Below are 17,179 nucleotides of genomic sequence, written 5' to 3'. Positions count from 1 at the left end.
CGTTGTGAGTCTACTGAGTGATCCATAAAGATTTGCTGACGCAAGATCGTTCTCATAATATCAGCGAGACTAAATTCCGAAACCCCAAATTTCTCACCCGGCCCATCCGCACCAACACCGCCTATATCTGCAAACGAAAATTTTTGTCTCTCAAATCTTGATGACCTCCAGAGAATTTCTCCGTACGTCCAAAGGCGGACATAACAGCGTGTTACAAGACAAAGCTGAGCCAAATTTGTAACCGCAGCCCTTTGAGCACAGGATTCTGCGCGATTTTTAGGAGGTCTCAGTAAGTTTAACTAGAGTCAGAAAAAATACCGACTAGAGCCGTAAAAATTTGCTATAGAGCAGAAAAAACACTTAACTTCATACTCAACCCGTCACCTAAGATGGTAGGAATATTAAGCGAATTCTAACGTTAAAATTCGCTTATAGATTAGGCGAGCAAGTCTTGAGGCGCTGGCATGGTGCAGTTTCATATTCAGCCAGATAGTGATATCCCGGCATCCAATCAACTTTACAATCAGATTTTGTTTGCGATCGCATCGCGGCAATTTCCGCCTGGGCATCGGTTGCCGAGTACCCGTCAGCTTGCCATGCAAACCGGTTTGCACCGCAACACCATTAGCAAGGTTTATCGCCAGCTAGAAGAGGCAGGCGTGGTAGATGCCCATGCTGGCTCAGGCATTTACGTTCGAGATCAAGGGCACGATGCCGTGGTGCATATCAAGTCGCCCTTGCTAGACCAATATCCTCTGGCACACAAAATTATTCAAAACAGCCTTGATGATCTGTTAAAGCAAGGCTGCTCCCTAGGTCAGGCACGGGAACTGTTTCTCGCAGAAATTGATTGGCGCTTGCGCTGTAGTGCTCAAGTTTTAGTAACGGCTCCCATGCACGACATTGGCAACGGGGAAGTGCTGCTGCGCGAGCTAGAACGAGCGCTGAACATTCCCATGCAGCTTGTGCCGATGGAAGAACTCAGCCAAATTCTGGATCAGACTCGCTCTAGCACCGTGGTAACAAGCCGCTATTTCATTGCACAAGCAGAAGCGATCGCAACCCCGCGAGCCGCGCGTGTCATTCCCATTGACATTTATGATTTTGAAAAAGAAATCCAGATCGTCAAAGAAATGTCGAAGGGAACCTGCCTAGGCATTGTGAGTCTGAGTTCTGGAACGGTTGGCGTTGCCGAAGTCATTATTCACAGTTTGCGCGGTGATGATTTGCTGGTGATGACCGCTCAAGTCAACGATAGGTACAAGCTCAATGCGATCGTTCGCAGTGCCCAAACGATCTTTAGTTTCGATGAGATTAGCTGTGCAACCGTGAAAGCAACGGTGTCGGCAGCACGGGAAGACATTATTCGTCCGCCCCGTGTGATTTGCTGCGAAAACTTTGTGGTCAGCAAGTCGGTCAGCCTGCTCAAACGAGAACTAGGATTGGAATAGCGACAAGCTAAAAAAACGTGAGTTCGATATAGATTATCTGCTTCGTTGTTCGGGGCTTCCCGGATCTGCGATCGTAGCAAAGGAACTCTGTCGAACTTACGTTAAAAAAGAGTCGGTCTTGCGCGTTTGGGTGAAGAGGTGGGCGCACGTCTAAGACTTCTGTTTCTTCACCCCTCGTTTCCCTCCGGTTTCATCTCCCTGCCTGCTTTTTCAACTCATTAATATAATTTTCAATGGAGTGATCTTTAAAGCGACGAGATAGGAATTGCAGGCTGAACCGGTTCCCTAGCCTGTATTCCTGATCCACATGGCGATAGCCCTGCCAAACTCTAGGGATTGCAGCCACAATATCCATCCCATACACAAACCGAAAACTATCAGGAATGCGACGGTTGAAAGACTCCACAAACCCATCGTTTCCGACCCTTGGCGCGCCAAACGTATAATTGTCGATCGCAAACTGACCAGAAAAATTGAACTGCAAATCTACCGTGCATAAGGTCGCCAATGCGCCACCCAAGCTATGTCCTGTAACCGTCACACGAGAAACATTGCGGCTTCTCAAGTAGTTGAAGATTTGATCGCGCACTGAGAAATAAGCAGTGACGAATCCCTTATGCATTTTTGCACCTGACTTACTTTCAGCGCCATAGGGATAAACTTGCTCTTTGTCTTGAACAATCTGTTCTTGAATGACTTCTTGCTTAAAATCAACTAATTCCTGCTTAAATTCAAGATTGGTTTCCCAATCGAGATCGCTGGTGCTACCTTGAAAGACGATGTAAATAGCGTTTCCTCCATCGGCAAAAACAGCACATTGAGTATCAGTATCTGCCTGACTAATTAACTCTGGCGTAATGCTAGGAAAGTCACTAAATCGAATGCTAGCAAAATCTTGATAAATTTCACGGGAAAGAATAGCGCACTGAAGGGCTTTAGAGTAATCCATTGTCGAAAATCTCCTGACTGAGGCAATCTATCAGAGTTTGTAGCGCAGAGAGATATGCAGGCTAGTCAGTTCGAGTCTGTATGGGTTGTACAGCTACTCTTTGAGCGGCGAGAAAATGTCGTGGCTCTTAACTTTAGCCTCATTCGCTCAGATTGAACGTAGAATTTTACCGAACGATTAGCAAACGATAAGGCTTGCATCTGGGTTGGCGATAAAAATTCTATTGTTGTGTACCTTGATTTTACTATCTCCGATTAGTAAAGCAGCACAAGAAAGATTAAGAACATGCTAATTTGGCTGCTGTGCCGCCAAGTGGGCACAGATATCGTGAGAATCCCATTGCAGTTCGGCAAGTAAGAGGGCGCTAAATCCGATCAGTGTGCCCGTCACCACAAATTGCCACGCGCCAACGTAAGGAAGAACTGCAATCCCTGCGAGGTGCAAGAGACCCATGAGCAGGAATGCCCGCGATCGCAGCTTCCAACTGCTGTAGAAGTAGCCGAGGGAATTTAAGACCAACCACAGGGCGCAAAGATGGGTCAGCAGGTATCCCCAGCCGAAAAAAATACTCAAATCGGTGATCACTAAGCCGCTGACCATCAGCAACACCCAAGCACCAACCACTTGGCTGATCGGTTCAATCATTTGCCAATAGTGCGATCGCTCCACCATCCCAACCGTGCCCGCCACCGTCAGCACCGACCAGAGCAGAGCTTGAAGGCTCCAATTGATGGGGGCAAACTGAGCCGTAAAAAAAATAATCGCAGAAATGATGCCCCACAGGAAACAAGCCTGATCGATGCGCGTGTAGAACGTCGAAATTAAAATTGTGTCGCCTAGTTGCCAATGGATGCGCCACAGCCCTGGTAGATCTTCGATTTCAAATGCCGATTGCTTGCGGCGCAGCAGGGGCAGGTCATCACTGAAAAAATTGTTTTTATTAAAAAGCAGGTCTTGAACCATCTTGTTAATACTACTTAACATTATTCTAAGCATACGATACTATTCCCTCTGGAGCCTACCTAAAAACCCAGATTGCGCGCACCATACTCTATGCACAAAATGAGTTCGGCATTGCTAACTCGGTTGTACGCTGCTTTTCCTGATGTAAGGGTCTAAAGTATGAGAGGCTTTTGCCCTTTTCCCCAAATCATCTACAGGCTGAGAATGTTTAATTAGTTAGCCGCGAGACGTTGATTAATCTGATCTGCCCAAGCTTGGTTTTGCTCAACAGTTAACACAATTCTTTGGTAAAACTCATTGGTTAATTCCAGCGTTAGATACCTGTCACCACGGGTGACGTACCAAAAATCTTTTCCCTGGGATGTGTAATAAGTTCCTGCTTTGATCAGTCCGGGAATGGCGGTTCCGGGAAGCCGAATTTCTCGCCAATCGCTTGACGGTTCCTCGGTTGTAGCGCGAACAATATGCGCGAGTGGAATGTGCAAATCGGCATTAAAGTAGAACGCCCAGATTCGCTCCCATGGGTCTAGATCAATTTTGAAATGAGTATCAGAAATAGATAGCAGCATGGCAACTCTCCTGCGTTTAGCGGTTGATATTAGGATGGGACAATCGACTCTTGTCGCGATCGCGCTTTCAAGATTTGCTGCGATTGCTCAATCAAACGGATTGCCGCTAATTGAGGCGATAGCCCCGTCACATCAACCGTATGAATTAGGGTATTTCGTCGCTGCAAATCGTACAAATACGTTTTGTCGTAATAGTTCAAGATCAGGTCAATCGCAGGGGTTAAACAACTTTGCCGAATATAGTCAACGGCTTGTTTGGCATGTTGTCCCCCTAACTTTCTGCTAATGCGCTCGGTGGCTGCCACCAACTCTTCAGGATTGGCTGAGCCGTACACGTCTAGCAGTATATCAATTCGTTCTTGACGCGATCGCACCATCTGGATAACGGGTGCTTTCATCATCTGATCGAACAGTTCATCGGGCACACGACACATCCCGATCCGCCGACTTTCCGCCTCGATCCACACCGGGCGAGTGGGGTCAAAGGTTGCCCATTGCAGCGCGATCGCATTTTCTAACTGCTCGGTTGTCGGCTGTTCTGGCAATCCCAATGCACCATAACTACTGCCCCGATGATGGGCAACGGCTTCTAAATCTAAAATTTGTTCTCCTTGCTCTGCCAAGGCATACAGCATCTGAGTTTTGCCCGATCCGGTCATGCCGCCCAGCGTCAAAATTTGCCGAGGGCAAGCACACTGCAACCGTACCCAATGGCGAAAGGATTTGTAGCCGTCTTTGAGCAGAGTTACCTCAAATCCTGCGGTTTCGAGGAGCCACGCCATGCTGCTGCTTCGCATACCGCCGCGCCAACAGTGGAGCCGAACGGCTCGATCGGGGGCAAGGTGCTTTGCCGTTCTGACAAACTCCACCATTTTTGGGGCAACGAATTCTAACCCAAGCTCGATCGCAGCGGCTTGCCCATGATGCTTGTAGCAGGTTCCAACTTGCGCCCGTTCGTCGTCTGAAAAGAGAGGAAAACTGGTTGCACCCTCAATGTGTCCCTGTTGATATTCTTCCGGACTGCGAGTGTCGAGAAGCACGGTTGAGCGATTAAGAAAGTCATCGACAGAGCAGCTTTGAGCCATGAACGGTAAGGGATAATTGCCGTGTGGTTAACGTCAACTTAATTATGAGATTTATTATTATGAGATCATTATGAGATCGTAACGGCTTCTACACCATCTTGTTTAGGATAGACAGACCCGATCGCCGTGCTGTGACAATATCCTGCCGCCTTTAAAGCGGCTAAACAGGCGTCTACCTGAGCCGATGGCACTGAGGCGAGCAATCCGCCAGAGGTTTGAGGATCAAACAGTAACGGAAATAGGGGATGAGACCGGAGCGCGGAATCGTTGGCAACCCACTGACTAGCGCGAAGATTTTGCGGATAAAGCGAACTAAAAATGCCCTGTTGAATGCAGTCTTGCGCTCCTTCCAACATTGGCACAGCCTCTAATTGAAGCGCGATCGCAACTCTAGATGCTTTCACCATTTCAACCAAATGCCCTAGCAGCCCAAACCCGGTGATATCGGTGCAGGCGGTTGCGCCGTGGTGCAGAAAGCAGGTTGCTGCGTGTTGATTAGAAGATATCATCGATGCGATCGCGCCATCGATCCATCGGGCTTTTGCTTTATGGCGCATCTCGGCGGCAAAGAGCGTTCCGGTGCCGATCGGTTTTGTCAAAATTAGAACTTGTCCGGGGTGCAGTCCATTTTTTCGGAGCAGCCGATCCGGTCGGGCAACCCCATTACAGGCTAAGCCAAAGGCAAGAGTTTCGCCCTCAATCGTGTGTCCACCAATCAAGACGGCTTGAGCTTGGTGAAGAGTTTTAACTGCGCCAGACAAAAGCTGATAGAGCGTTTCTTCTTGTTTTGGCTCGGTGGCGTAAGGCAGAGTTGCGATCGCAAGGGCACTCTGAGGCGTTGCTCCCATGGCGAACACATCGCTCAAGCTATGATTTGTGCTAATTTGCCCAAACAAAAATGGATCGCTCACTAGCGCCGGAAAATAATCGATGGTTTGCACCATGACGTTTCCCGATGGGATTTGCACCACTGCTGCATCATCTGGGTCATCTAGCCCCAGTAAAATATCTTCTCGTTTAGCATTGGGCAACTCATCTCGAATGCGTTGTAATACCCGTTCTAATATGCTGCTTCCTATTTTTGCACCGCAGCCTAGACACCTCATGGAAATAGGGCTAGCAGGAGAGGAGGGATGGATTGCGTCGTCTGGCGTCATCGTCTCTGCTAAGGTCGTGAAGCGATTCATAAATGCCCGATCGATCTGATCTTTGAGCGTCCACAACCAACGCCCATGAAGTCCCAAAATTCCATACGATGCGACGGCTGAGTCATCCCCTGTTCCAATCAGGCTTAGATAGTTTTTTTGGGGGCGATAGGGCTTTAGCGATCGCCCCCTCAAGGCATTTTGGAGATTCTCAACTAAGGGTTTCCCCTGCCGCACAGCAAACACTCCCGCCTTTGGTCGAGAATAATGGCTCATCGTGGCAATGTCTCCCGCCGCAAACACCTGGGAATGTGACACCGATTGCAAGGCATCATTCACCAAAATAAACCCGTCTGCATCAACCGTTAACCCCGATTGGGCAATCCACCGTGGAGCCGCCGCCCCCGTTACCCAAACCGTCTCATCGCATGGCACCGTTAACCCCGACGCGCAGAAAATTGCACCTTCTGCAATTCCTTCCACCGTTTCTCCTAGATAGAGTTGAATGTTGCGATCGCGCAAAAGATGCTGAAAATGCCGTTGCACCCATCGATTGTGGTTGGGTAATAGCTGCTGACCCCGGTGAAATAAATGAATTGTGAAATGCTGCTCGGATCGCTCTTGATATCGCTCTTGATGACGCAGCACTTCCTCTAAACGATGGTTCATATTCAAAGCAAGCTCAACGCCACCTGTGCCGCCTCCTACAATGCCAAGATTTAAGCTTGATGGCACGTTTTCACACAGGTGATACCACCACTCTAGAAACGCTGGAATTGGTTTTGCTCCAACGTGGTGTTTAGATAAAGGAAATGCTGGCGGTAATATTGGCGTACTGCCAATGTCAATCGATACGATGTCAAATGCGATCGCAGGATGATTGATGCATTGCACCCGATTGGTTGCCAAGTCTAGCCCGATGGCGCGATCGCAGATCAAAGTTACCTGTGCCGCTTGACAGAGCGATCGTAGATTAATGTGACATTCTTCGTGAGCATAAAATCCTGCGACATGCCCCGGCAACATACCAGAATACGGCGTATCTGATGGGTCGCTGATCAGCGTGATCCGTACGCCGGGGAGGGGATGCATTGCCAACGTCCGCAGCGCGATCGCGTGACTATGCCCGCCGCCAACGAGAACCAGATCTTTGGAAATGGGATGCGTCGATGAATTCATGTCTCTATCTTATTGAAGTTGACCTGAGATGCGATTGCGGTCACTACAAATCTGGCGTGGTGAAACAAAACGTGCACGGGGAAGAATAGGGGATATTCTGGTAAAAAATCAACTACGTGTAACCTGAAGAGTCAGTATGAAAACCCTGAAATTGATGACTGGTCTAGCTTCAGCAACATTAGTACTAGCAAGCTGTGGTAGCCCTCCTACCAACCAAGCCAACCAACCTTCCCCTATCCCTCAAACATTCTCTCAACCCACCGTTCCTGCTGCCCCTCCTGTGTTGCCATCCGTTCCAATTCAAGGCATGATTCAGGTTACAAATGGCTCAGCCCGAGTCGCTCAAATTTCGGCGGGAGGTCAGGCTTCAAATCCGAGTGGAGGCGATCGCGATCCTTTTGCGGCACTGCCTCCGGGCGACCTCAGAATCAGCCCCAGGATGGCGGCTCAACTCTTGGCAAAACCTACGCCGCCACAAAAGCTCACACAAAGTCAGCCCCAGCCCAAAGCGCAGTCTTCAACCAGTGCGTCGTTTCCCCTGCCAAAAGTACAGGTCAACGCTGTGCCTGGGGGTGTTCCAAACTCTGTGCAGACGGCAATCTTGCCCGCTCCTGCTCCGATTACTGCCCTTCCCCCGCTTGCGATCGCTGCCACTGCTTCTGCTTCCGTAAACGCGCTGCCAAACTCTGTACCAGTGACGCTGACGGCGTTAGCCGAGACCGTAACCATTACTGGCGTCCTGCAAGTGGGTGGAAAATTGACTGCGATCGTTCAAGAACCCGATGCTTCCCCTCGCTATGTGCAGTCTGGAGACTACTTGGCAAATGGGCAAGTTCTGCTCAAGCGCATCACCATGAGCCGGAGTGGAGAGCCTACCATCATTCTTCAGCAGAATGGCAAAGACGTGATAAAGAGTTTGGGCGCGTAACCGCCGCCAGGTCTTTCTTTTGAGAGAGAAGAATAGTCCGGAATTCTAGCGCTTATGCGTGAATTTATATAGTACAAAGGACATGCCCGTTTCGAGTCTTGGGCAGCCACATACTATGAAATATCAAGCAGCATTGTTGTCTGGAGCGGTTGTGCTTTCTGCGGCTATTGGCTCTGTCGCCGCCGTGACGTACTTTAACCGCAGTTCGCTACCCCTTACTGAGGACAAGTCTACATCGCCGACCACTGAGTTACAGCCCTCAATGCCGACCCAGCCTCGTATTCCGTCTGCGCCTCAGTCCCCCAGACCGGATGTTGCACCCTCTTCATCGGCAGAACTTACAAATTTTCCTCATTGGAAAATTAGCCTTACGGATGAGTCGGCTCAAGTGCCAGACTTTGCTCAATTTTTAGAGCGAGTTAAGCAAGCAGTGCGCGATCGCGATGCTCAATTTATTCGCAGTATCGTCACCCCTGAAACAAAGTTAGGATTTGGACCTGAGCGGACGATTAGCTACCTTAATCCCGAAAATCCTAAGTCTCCTTTCTGGGCAGATTTAGAGAAGGCGTTGGCGCTAGGCTGCACCAATGAGCGAATCTTCTTTTCGTGCCCAACCACTTTTCGCCAGTTTAACGGTGCGATTAAAGATGCCCCTGACGACCAAAAAGCTGTGGCTTACGAAACGTCCGTGATCGTAGTCGGCGAGAATGTGAATGTGCGATCGCAGCCCAATACTAATTCTCCGGTTGTGGCTCTGCTGACGAACGAGATTGTCAAGTTCGATCGCAATACCTTCAGAACAGCGATGCTCGACATGCCTGAAACGGTTCAACAAAGCAGTCTCAGCGCCTGGACTCCAGTGATTTTGCCCAACGACAAATCGGGTTATGTTTCAAATCGCTACGCTTACAACCCGCTAGGCTACCGGGTTCTGTTTGCCAAAGAAGACGGCAAGTGGATCATGCAGGCATTTGTCGTAGGCGACTAGCACAAAGAGTGAGCCAACGAAGGACTAGCCCCCCTCCCGTTTGAGCTAACAAATTTGAGGTCACAAAACAGACGCAGCATTTCTCTGCAAAACGTTCATCTTTGGCGCTACGAGTTGCAAGGGAGAGTTACGGCTGTTCAGCAGTGGGCAATTCAGGCTCCCACACCACACTTTTTTGATGGGGATCAGCCAAATTGGTTTGCTCTTGAATAATTGACTTTGCTTGACGAGGATCAAAGTAGCGGTTAAAGTCTGCTTTTACTTTTCCAACCCGTTCATGAGTTGTACTGACTTCAGATTGGATCTCCTTCAGCTTGGTCTGTTGGGCAGCACGGTAAGGAAGAAGCTGAATTAGGGCTGCGATCGCGGCTCCCGAAATCACAATATTCACCCCAATTTTGAGCGTTGCTTCAAAGGCAAGGGCTTGATAGTGGCGTTGCTGACGCTTTTGAGTAGCGTGAGGATTGGAACGAGGAGTTCTCTTGGGCTGCTGGGCAGGGGGCTTGGGTAAAGGCAGTGCGCTCATGGGTTCAACGGCGTGACAGCAAACAGAAAAATTGACTGGAAAGCAGTGCAAAATAAAGAAATAAACAGCAACTTCTAGACTCGCTCTACCTCGTTGCGTCTTGCTCGCAAAGCAGACCTGTTGCCCTTGAAATATCCATTCCACTAAATGAATTGGTTGGGTTGGATACAGAGCTAACCCAAAATCGCAAATTTGTGACGCAAAATCAAGAAGTACGGGTGAACTAAGCAGCTTTCCATCTTTCCTGTCTGGGTGTGAAACCCGGAGACTGACAGGAAACAAGTCTTGCTAGTTTACTCGGAGTTGGGAAAACGATCGCAAGTTTTTTGGGTCGTTTTTCTAAACCGAGAACCAAGGCAAATCAAGCTTCCTGCCAGGCTAGGCAAGGAACCTACTTGTACAGTTCGGTTGACAGACGGAAGGCGAGTATCCCCGGAATCAGGGCGACAACCAAAGCAACCAGGATTTGGGTATCCGATAAAGACATAGTTTTCAAACTCCTTATCTCAGTGTTATAGTTCCTCAATTTCAACCAAAATGCCCATTTCGGGAAGCCTTTGTAACAAGATGCAACAGAGGCGGCGCAAGAAAGAGATCCCAACAGATGGTGGGTTTGGTCAAACGATCGTTGCCCCCATTGGGGCGATGTGCCTCTAGCCAGTTTTTTATCTCTAGGTAGAATCTAGGATGAAGGGAGTAGGCTGAATAAGTAGGCAATCATGACATGATAGGTGTCTCTTATCTCGTGCTTACTTTGTTTTGACGTCGTAGAGTCTCAAATGCTAGATCAGTTATTCCATTTTCCCGATCAACTTAGCGCTCAAACCCTGCTGCTGTTGCCGGTTTTAGTAGCATTAGAAGCAGTGCTATCAGCAGATAATGCGATCGCGCTGGCAGCCTTAACTCAAGGGCTGCAAAATCCCGAACTCGAAAAGCGCGCCCTCAACATCGGCTTGGTTTTTGCCTACGTGCTTCGCATGACGCTGATCGTGTTTGCTTCGCGGGTGATTGGGATTTGGCAATTTGAGTTGGCAGGGGCGCTCTACCTGCTGTGGCTGGTGTTCCAATATTTCACCTCTAAGTCTGAAGTGGGGGACGAACAGCAGACTGAACCTCGATTTGCCTCGTTGTGGCAAGCGATCCCGGTCATTGCCATTACAGATTTGGCATTTTCTTTGGATAGCGTCACAACTGCGATCGCAATTTCTGATGAAACGTGGCTGGTTCTGATCGGAGGCACGATCGGAATTATTACCCTGCGATTTATGGCAGGTCTATTTATTCGCTGGTTAAAAGAATACTCCCACCTTGAAGATGCTGGATATTTAACCGTGTCTTTAGTGGGGATCAGACTTTTACTTCGCGTGATTAACGATAGTTTCGTGCCTCCAGAGTGGCTAATGCTTTCGATCATTGGCTTGCTGTTTGCTTGGGGCTTTTCCGAACGAAGCGTCGCTCAAGACGAGCAATTGGCAGTGACAGATGCCGCCGTTGAGTTTGAAGAAAGTCCGGCGGTGGAAGTTAAAGAAGAACGGTAGACAAAATGCTAGAGACAAAACGCTAGAGAAAAGGCGACTTAGATGAGAAGTCGCCTTCTGTCGTTGAGCCTACATGACTTGCCGAGCTAACCTTTGAGTTATTTAACCTTTGAGTTATTCGTAAATCCAAGCCGTGAGTGTAGGTTGCCAGTTGACTAGCTCTTCATCTTTGAACCACAGAGCAATCTCGCGCTGAGCCGTCTCGATCGCGTCGGAACCGTGAATCAGGTTGCGTCCGATGTTAGCTCCATAATCGCCTCGAATCGTTCCTGGCTCTGCGGTGAGAGGATTGGTTGCGCCGATCACTTTTCGAGCGGCAGAAACGACACCATCGCCTTCCCAAACCATGGCAATGATCGGTCCAGAGGTGATGAATTCGACCAAGTTGCCAAAGAAGGGGCGTTCTTTGTGAACGTCGTAGTGCTGTTCGGCTAACTCACGATTAACGCTCATAAACTTGAGACCAACCAGGGTGAAGCCTTTCGTCTCAAACCGTTTGATGATTTCGCCGATGAGTTTGCGCTGAACTCCGTCGGGTTTGATCGCTAAAAATGTGCGTTCCAAGCTGAGACTCCCAAAAAAATACTGATTTTTACACAGACCAGATTAGCCTAGAACGGAAGAAGGAGGACATTGAAAGCAGAGAGACAGGCTGCAAATTTTCGTTTGTAAGGAGCAGGCTACGTCTGATGTCTGCGGGCTTTGCTCGGCTAAACGAGGAGGGTGCTCTTCTACCTTCGGAATGACTTATCCAACGACGTGTCGCGACTTACTCCCATTCTGGTAGCAGTGCGATACACTGGCAGTCGATTGCATGATTACCACTGAGAGGAGCCGCAGAATGGGGCAACGTTCTACAACCGCTAAGAAAGATTTAGAAATTCTGAACCGTGAACCGATGCCAGAGGTGAACGGGCAGAAGGCTGTTAGTGCTCCTCTTGATGCGAAGCCAGATTGGACGATTGAAGACAGCGAAGATCTCTATCGAATTGAAGGCTGGGGCGATCCCTATTTTTCAATTAATGCAGCGGGTCATGTCACGGTTTCCCCCAAGGGCGATCGCGGCGGTTCTCTCGATCTGTTGGAATTGACCAATGCCCTCAAACAGCGCAATTTGGGCTTACCGTTGTTGATTCGGTTTTCAGATATTTTGGAAGATCGGATCGAGCGAATCAATGCGGCGTTTGCTAGAGCGATCGCACGGTATAGCTATGCCGGAATTTATAAAGGCGTCTTTCCGGTAAAGTGCAATCAACAGCGCCACTTGGTGGAAGATTTGGTGCGCTTTGGGCAGCCTCACCAGTTTGGGCTAGAGGCAGGGTCGAAGCCAGAGTTGATGATTGCCTTGGCGACGCTGAAGACACCGGGCGCGTTGGTCATTTGCAACGGCTATAAAGACAAAGAATATGTGGAAACGGCAATGCTGGCGCGAGGCTTGGGGAAAACGCCGATCATTGTGCTGGAGCAAGTTGAAGAAGTGGATTTGGTGATCGAGGCGAGCCGTAAGCTGGGGATCAAGCCGATTTTGGGAGTCCGGGCAAAGCTGAGCGCGAAAGGGATCGGGCGATGGGGCACCTCTGCTGGCGATCGCGCCAAGTTTGGGCTGACGGTTCCGGAAGTGATCGATACGGTTAATCGCCTTAAAGCGGCGGATATGTTGGATTGTCTTCAACTCCTGCATTTTCATATCGGCTCTCAGATTTCTGCCATTAGCGTGCTGAAAGAGGCGCTGCGGGAAGCGGGGCAGATTTATGTAGAGCTAAGGAGGCTGGGCGCGAACATGCAGTACCTTGATGTGGGGGGCGGCTTGGGCGTCGATTATGACGGGTCGCGCACCAATTTTCATGCGTCTAAGAACTACAGCACTCAGAACTACGCCAATGATGTGGTGGCGGCGATTAAAGATGCCTGCACGATCGCTGCTATTCCGGTGCCGACTTTGGTGAGTGAAAGTGGACGCGCGATCGCATCTCATCAGTCGGTTTTGGTGTTTGATGTGCTGGGAACGAGCGATGTGCCTTCTGACGAACCCGAACCTCTGCAAGAGGATGAATCGCTCACCGTTCGCAATCTCTACGAAACCTATAGCTCGATCAATGCTGAGAATTTTCAGGAGATGTTTCACGATGCCACTGAATTTAAAGAAGAAGCGGTGAGCCGGTTTGGGTTTGGGCAGTTGAGTTTGACTGAACGGGCACGGGCAGAGCGATTGTATTGGGCGTGCTGTCAAAAAATTCTAGCGATCGCCCGGCAGCTAGAATACGTCCCTGATGATCTCGAAGATTTAGAGAAGATCATGGCATCGATCTATTACATGAATTTGTCGGTGTTTCAGTCTGCGCCCGATAGTTGGGCGATCGATCAACTCTTTCCGATTATGCCGATTCACCGGCTGAATGAGGAGCCGACAAAACGGGCAACGCTGGCAGATCTCACCTGTGATAGTGATGGCAAGATTGATCAGTTTATCGATCTGCGAGATGTAAAATCTGTGCTGGAGTTGCATGATCTCAAACCCAATCAGCCTTACTACTTAGGCATGTTTCTCAACGGTGCCTATCAGGAAATTATGGGCAATTTGCACAATCTGTTTGGTGATACAAACACCGTTCATATTCACCTGACGCCTAAGAGTTACCAAATCGAGCATGTGGTGAAGGGTGACACGATGAAGGAAGTTCTCGGCTATGTGCAGTATGACGTTGAGGATTTGGTTGAAAGCATCCGTTTGCAAACAGAACAAGCCCTAGCAGAGGATCGGATTACGCTGCAAGAGTCGCAGATGTTGCTGCAAAACTATGAGCGCAGCTTGAGCGGATACACCTATCTGTCTTCTTGAGATTGCGGAACGGGGGATTGTCAAACGATTATCAAACTAACGGGCTTAGTTGTCTTCTTGAGCTTGGTAATCCCCTCCCATGGGGTTTTCAGAAATGACGGTCAAGGTAAGATAACAAAGCACATGTGAACCGTATCTGTGTGGGGGAAGTCCGGTGAGAGTCCGGTGCTGTGCCGCAACTGTAAAGAATGGAAGATGCTTTATCTCTGTTCTCAGCCAGAATACCTGCATTGATGCTTATTCACTCTATTTCCTGCGTTGCACAGGGAAAGGGACTTTAAATGTTGACTTTAACGCTGGATGATTTTGCTTGGGAACAAGCGGCGATCGCATCACTCTCACTTCTGCCACTTCCGATTCAGCGTCCGTTGCTGTTGATTGGGCATGGAACTCGTGACCATGATGGACGACAAAGCTTGATGGATTTTGCAGCGGCGTATCAAGCGATGGATCGGAGCCGCCCGGTGTTGCCGTGTTTTCTGGAGCTAACTGAACCGACTATTCAGGAAGGGGTAGATCGATGCGTGGAGCAGGGATTTACAGAGTTCTCGGTGTTGCCGATTTTGTTGTTTGCGGCAAGGCATAACAAGTTTGATGTGACGAATGAACTTGATCGCGCCCGACGACGACACCCCCAAGTGACGTTTCACTATGGGCGGCATTTTGGAATTACGCCTGGAATTTTGGAGTTGTGGCGATCGCGCCTTGCAGAACTGGATGATTCACCGATTCGGCGAGAAGATACGGTGCTGCTGTTTGTGGGGCGCGGCGCGAGTGACCCGGATGCGAATGGAGATGTGTACAAGTTAGCGCGGATGATCTGGGAAGGCAGCGGCTATCAGACGGTGGAGGTGTGTTTTATTGGGATTACGCATCCCCGGTTGGAGGAAGGGTTTCGACGATCGCAGCTTTATCAGCCGAAGCGGATTATTGTGTTGCCGCATTTCTTGTTTACCGGGACGCTGGTGAAGAAGATTTATGATGTGACGGCTCAGATGCGGGAGCGCTATCCAGAAATTGAGATTGTGAATCTGCCTGAAATGGGAATTCATCCTCAGTTGTTTTCAATTCTGCGCGATCGCGAGATTGAGACGCAGTTGGGACAGGTGGCAATGAATTGTGAGATGTGTAAGTTCCGGTTGGCGGCAGTGGCGAAGGGACAGGATCACGCGCACAATCATGGGCATGATCATCATCACGATCATCATGGGCATTCGCACGGGCATGGAAGTGTAGACCCTTACGCAAAGCTGTCTGACTATCATGAACGGATTTGGCAGGCTCCGTAGATAGCACAGATGTTTTGCCCTCGCCCTTAAAATCCCTATTCCACGGGGGAGGGTGAGGAAGAGGTTCCCTGATCGCTGAACGGGATAGATGCGGGAAGTCATAAGATAAACGCTAAGTCTTTCGGAATTTCGCCGATGTACTCTAGCGCCACGGCTCGATCGTTGAACTGTGGCATCAGATCGTAGAGGGGTTCGACATCGGTTGAGTGGGCGAGGACTTCGCCTTGAATCACATTGAGGTTTTCATCGATTTCGGTGTAGGCAATTAGCAGCCATTCATTTTGATAGTGCTGTTTCATGGCTTCAAACGTCATCACTTGTGGCATGGCTTAAATGCTCCAACGATCGCGCTACTGTTTTATTGTACTGACGGGATTGGAGCGGCGAAATTGTGCGATCGCGGTCTTCAAAATCAGGGGTTGCGGTGGAGTGAGTTAGGACGATCGCGAAATTCAATCAAAGCGATGCTGCATTGATCGAATCGTCGCTTGTCTGCCCTGCTAGGACATACAATAGCCTGTATCTAGTGGTGTTTCTGGATGCGTTGAACATGCGATCGAGAGAGCAAGTGATTCAAGAAATTGAAGGGATGCCAGATGATTTGCTGGATGAGGTGTTCGATTTTCTGAAGGTTTTGCAAACAAAGCATTCTCAGGAGAAATTTGAGGTGAGTGTGCTGAGTGAATCTGCATTAGCCAGAGATTGGCTCAGACCAGAGGAAGATGAAGCGTGGCAAGATTTGTAAAAGGCGATGTGGTTGTAGTTCCGTTTCCTTTCTCTGATTTGACGCAATCGAAGAAACGCCCGGCGCTGGTGGTTGCCGGGTTGCGCGGAGAGGATTTAATTCTGTGTCAAATCACCAGTCAGTCTATTTCTGATAATTATGCGATCGCCGTTGAGAACAGCGACTTCGCTTTAGGGAGTCTCAGGCAAAGGAGCAATATTCGTCCTAATCGTTTGTTTACAGCCGATCAACATATCATCTTGTCTAGGGTGGGGCGGGTAAAGGCTGAGAAATTAGATGAGGTCATTGCAAAACTGATTGGGATTTTGCAGCAGTGAATGAGGATAGCAGTAGCTTACGATCGCGGTCTCGATTCTCAATAAAACACTAATCGCATTAGCCGTCGGATGAATCGTTTAATTCGCTGCCAGAGTCGATGAAAAAGAGACGGACGCCGAACCAGATGCGGATGGGGTGGGGTCGATCGCTCCGTCTGCTGCATTTGCTGACGGAGTAGGGCTATGTTTTCTCGCGTAGTTTGCGTATTGGGATGATTGGTTCCTAGTGTTCTCTCGCACATCGCCAACGCTTGCCCGTACAACGGTTCTGCCTCGCTGTAGCGTCCTTGTGACTTGTAGAGAAGTGCTAAGTTGTTCAGGCTCCCTGCCACATCCGGGTGGTCGCCTTCAAACAGCCGTTGATACATCGCCAACGCTTGCCCGTACAACGGTTCTGCCTCGCTCAGCCGTCCTTGCGATTCGTAGAGAGCCGCTAAGTTATTTAGACTCGTTGCCACATGCGGGTGGTCGCCCTCAAACAGCCGTTGCCTCATCTCTAACGCTTGCCCGTACAACGGTTCTGCCTCGCTCAGCCGTCCTTGCGAACGGTAAAGACCTGCTAAGTTGTTCAGGCTCATTGCCACATCCGGGTGGTCGCCTTCAAACAGCCGTTGCTTCATTTCCAACGCTTGCTCGTACAACGGTTCTGCCTCGCTGTAGCGTCCTTG

The 17,179-nt window shown here is 49.4% G+C and carries 19 protein-coding genes and 1 riboswitch; of the genes, 8 read left to right on the top strand and 11 right to left on the bottom strand.

Features of this window, described 5'->3' with window-relative positions:
• The first annotated feature begins 464 nt into the window (after positions 1-464).
• The gene (locus GS601_RS01920) at positions 465-1,451 is read left to right on the top strand and encodes a GntR family transcriptional regulator (protein ID WP_162421574.1); all 987 of its coding nucleotides are present in this window, start codon (positions 465-467) and stop codon (positions 1,449-1,451) included.
• Positions 1,452-1,641: 190 nt separating this feature from the next.
• On the opposite strand, the gene GS601_RS01915 is transcribed toward GS601_RS01920, so the two are convergent.
• The 5 genes from GS601_RS01915 to selD all read right to left on the bottom strand — a co-directional run bounded on the left by GS601_RS01915 (position 1,642) and on the right by selD (position 7,341).
• Positions 1,642-2,400: a lipase family protein gene (locus GS601_RS01915; protein WP_162421573.1), complete on the bottom strand. Its 759-nt coding sequence runs from the start codon at positions 2,398-2,400 to the stop codon at positions 1,642-1,644.
• 288 nt (positions 2,401-2,688) lie between these two features.
• Positions 2,689-3,363, bottom strand: coding sequence for a hypothetical protein (locus GS601_RS01910; protein WP_162421572.1), 675 nt, complete (start codon positions 3,361-3,363; stop codon positions 2,689-2,691).
• 212 nt (positions 3,364-3,575) lie between these two features.
• Entirely contained in the window at positions 3,576-3,932 is a 357-nt protein-coding gene (locus GS601_RS01905) for a hypothetical protein (protein WP_162421571.1), read from the bottom strand.
• A 29-nt stretch (positions 3,933-3,961) separates the two neighbouring features.
• On the bottom strand, positions 3,962-5,017 hold the full coding sequence (gene mnmH / locus GS601_RS01900) for a tRNA 2-selenouridine(34) synthase MnmH (RefSeq protein WP_162421570.1): 1,056 nt from the start codon (positions 5,015-5,017) through the stop codon (positions 3,962-3,964).
• Between the two features lie 68 nt (positions 5,018-5,085).
• Positions 5,086-7,341, bottom strand: a complete 2,256-nt coding sequence (gene selD / locus GS601_RS01895) for a selenide, water dikinase SelD (protein ID WP_162421569.1) — start codon at positions 7,339-7,341, stop codon at positions 5,086-5,088.
• Positions 7,342-7,477: 136 nt separating this feature from the next.
• Here selD and GS601_RS01890 point away from each other — a divergent pair, with 136 nt between their 5' ends.
• Positions 7,478-8,269 carry a hypothetical protein gene (locus GS601_RS01890; protein ID WP_162421568.1) on the top strand — a complete coding sequence of 264 codons (792 nt, stop codon included), beginning with the start codon at positions 7,478-7,480 and terminating at the stop codon, positions 8,267-8,269.
• Positions 8,270-8,384: 115 nt separating this feature from the next.
• Positions 8,385-9,257, top strand: a complete 873-nt coding sequence (locus GS601_RS01885) for an SH3 domain-containing protein (protein ID WP_162421567.1) — start codon at positions 8,385-8,387, stop codon at positions 9,255-9,257.
• Between the two features lie 127 nt (positions 9,258-9,384).
• On the opposite strand, the gene GS601_RS01880 is transcribed toward GS601_RS01885, so the two are convergent.
• Entirely contained in the window at positions 9,385-9,783 is a 399-nt protein-coding gene (locus tag GS601_RS01880) for a slr1601 family putative cell division protein (protein WP_162421566.1), read from the bottom strand.
• A gap of 391 nt (positions 9,784-10,174) precedes the next feature.
• Positions 10,175-10,270, bottom strand: a complete 96-nt coding sequence (gene psaM / locus GS601_RS01875; protein ID WP_162421565.1) for a photosystem I reaction center subunit XII — start codon at positions 10,268-10,270, stop codon at positions 10,175-10,177.
• Between the two features lie 292 nt (positions 10,271-10,562).
• Here psaM and GS601_RS01870 point away from each other — a divergent pair, with 292 nt between their 5' ends.
• Positions 10,563-11,321 (top strand): TerC family protein, encoded by a 759-nt coding sequence (locus GS601_RS01870; protein WP_162421564.1) that lies wholly within the window; start codon positions 10,563-10,565, stop codon positions 11,319-11,321.
• A 114-nt stretch (positions 11,322-11,435) separates the two neighbouring features.
• On the opposite strand, the gene ndk is transcribed toward GS601_RS01870, so the two are convergent.
• On the bottom strand, positions 11,436-11,885 hold the full coding sequence (gene ndk, locus GS601_RS01865) for a nucleoside-diphosphate kinase (protein WP_162421563.1): 450 nt from the start codon (positions 11,883-11,885) through the stop codon (positions 11,436-11,438).
• A 277-nt stretch (positions 11,886-12,162) separates the two neighbouring features.
• Here ndk and speA point away from each other — a divergent pair, with 277 nt between their 5' ends.
• Together speA and GS601_RS01855 are read left to right on the top strand one after the other, a co-directional pair.
• A complete protein-coding gene (speA, locus tag GS601_RS01860) occupies positions 12,163-14,160 on the top strand; it encodes a biosynthetic arginine decarboxylase (RefSeq protein WP_162421562.1) in 1,998 nt (665 codons plus the stop codon).
• Between the two features lie 87 nt (positions 14,161-14,247).
• A riboswitch (cobalamin riboswitch) is annotated at positions 14,248-14,407 on the top strand.
• 34 nt (positions 14,408-14,441) lie between these two features.
• A complete protein-coding gene (locus tag GS601_RS01855; RefSeq protein ID WP_162421561.1) occupies positions 14,442-15,449 on the top strand; it encodes a sirohydrochlorin chelatase in 1,008 nt (335 codons plus the stop codon).
• Between the two features lie 98 nt (positions 15,450-15,547).
• On the opposite strand, the gene GS601_RS01850 is transcribed toward GS601_RS01855, so the two are convergent.
• Both GS601_RS01850 and GS601_RS01845 read right to left on the bottom strand, forming a co-directional pair.
• Positions 15,548-15,775 (bottom strand): hypothetical protein, encoded by a 228-nt coding sequence (locus GS601_RS01850; protein WP_162421560.1) that lies wholly within the window; start codon positions 15,773-15,775, stop codon positions 15,548-15,550.
• On the bottom strand, positions 15,753-15,905 hold the full coding sequence (locus tag GS601_RS01845) for a hypothetical protein (RefSeq protein ID WP_162421559.1): 153 nt from the start codon (positions 15,903-15,905) through the stop codon (positions 15,753-15,755). The genes GS601_RS01850 and GS601_RS01845 overlap by 23 nt, the downstream gene beginning before the upstream one ends.
• Positions 15,906-15,999: 94 nt before the next feature.
• Between GS601_RS01845 and GS601_RS01840 the strand changes: the two genes are divergently transcribed.
• Both GS601_RS01840 and GS601_RS01835 read left to right on the top strand, forming a co-directional pair.
• Entirely contained in the window at positions 16,000-16,194 is a 195-nt protein-coding gene (locus GS601_RS01840) for a DUF2281 domain-containing protein (RefSeq protein WP_162421558.1), read from the top strand.
• Entirely contained in the window at positions 16,179-16,511 is a 333-nt protein-coding gene (locus tag GS601_RS01835; protein ID WP_162421557.1) for a type II toxin-antitoxin system PemK/MazF family toxin, read from the top strand. Before GS601_RS01840 ends, GS601_RS01835 begins: the two co-directional genes overlap by 16 nt.
• Before the next feature lie 38 nt (positions 16,512-16,549).
• Here the strand turns inward: GS601_RS01835 and GS601_RS01830 are convergent.
• On the bottom strand, positions 16,550-17,179 hold a 630-nt coding region (locus GS601_RS01830), incomplete at its 5' end, for a tetratricopeptide repeat protein (protein ID WP_162421556.1).

The sequence above is a fragment of the Myxacorys almedinensis A genome, from assembly GCF_010091945.1.
GTDB classification, from domain to species: domain Bacteria; phylum Cyanobacteriota; class Cyanobacteriia; order Leptolyngbyales; family Leptolyngbyaceae; genus Myxacorys; species Myxacorys almedinensis.
Note: the sequence above shows the minus strand (reverse complement) of the source record. Positions and strands in the feature narration are given on the sequence as shown.